The organism is Vibrio sp. YT-19(2023), assembly GCF_033337395.1.
In genome coordinates, this window is sequence record NZ_JAWOQN010000437.1 from 1 (window position 1) to 737 (window position 737).

The following is a 737-nucleotide window of genomic DNA, read 5'->3' on the forward strand; positions in this document are numbered from 1 at the left end:
GTTTCATAAAAAGCCCATATAAGAGTCATAAATCATACATATATTCAGAGCCTTACCAAATCACACGTCAATCAATGTTCTATTATCGTCCACTGCAGTGAATGAATAGATATCTGAAAATCATGCATTGAGCGACAGTATATCGGATTGATAAGGAGATATCATGACCACCCCACTTAAGGCAATAGGTGCAATGGCGTTATCGACGCTCGCCATCGCATGTTCATCGCAACAGAACGATGTTATCGCATCTTTCAGTGCACAATGTAAGCCGATCAGTTCACCCGCTGTTGGGGAAACCTCAATCCAAGGTTTGACGTTTGTTGGGTCATCTATCGTCGATGCGCCGTTTGATACTTCTGCCGCAGAAATCGTTAACTATGATGCGTGCACGGACAAACTCTACGTGGTCAATGCTCAAGCCAAACGTGTGGATGTGTTGTCGCTCAACGAAAGCAGAGCGCCTTCACAAACTGATTTTATTGACCTAACCGATGCGGGCACTTCCGCAGGGATTGAAATCGGCGCGGCCAACAGTGTTGCTGTATTTAATGGTTTAGTCGCCGTCGTGATTGAAAACAATAATAAGCAGGAAGATGGCTTGATCGCGCTGTATCGCTCGGATGATCTTTCTCTAATCACCACTTTCAAAACCGGTGCGCTGCCAGATATGGTTGGTTTTTCTAAAGATGGTCGTTACCTTGCCACCGCAAACGAAGGCGAACCGAACTCCGATT

Annotated in this window: 1 protein-coding gene; it reads left to right on the top strand. The window is 45.5% G+C overall.

What is annotated here, in order from left to right; genetic code table 11:
• Positions 1 to 163: 163 nt before the first annotated feature.
• A partial coding sequence (locus R7E78_RS26380) for a choice-of-anchor I domain-containing protein (protein ID WP_411913774.1) occupies positions 164 to 737 on the top strand: 574 nt, incomplete at its 3' end.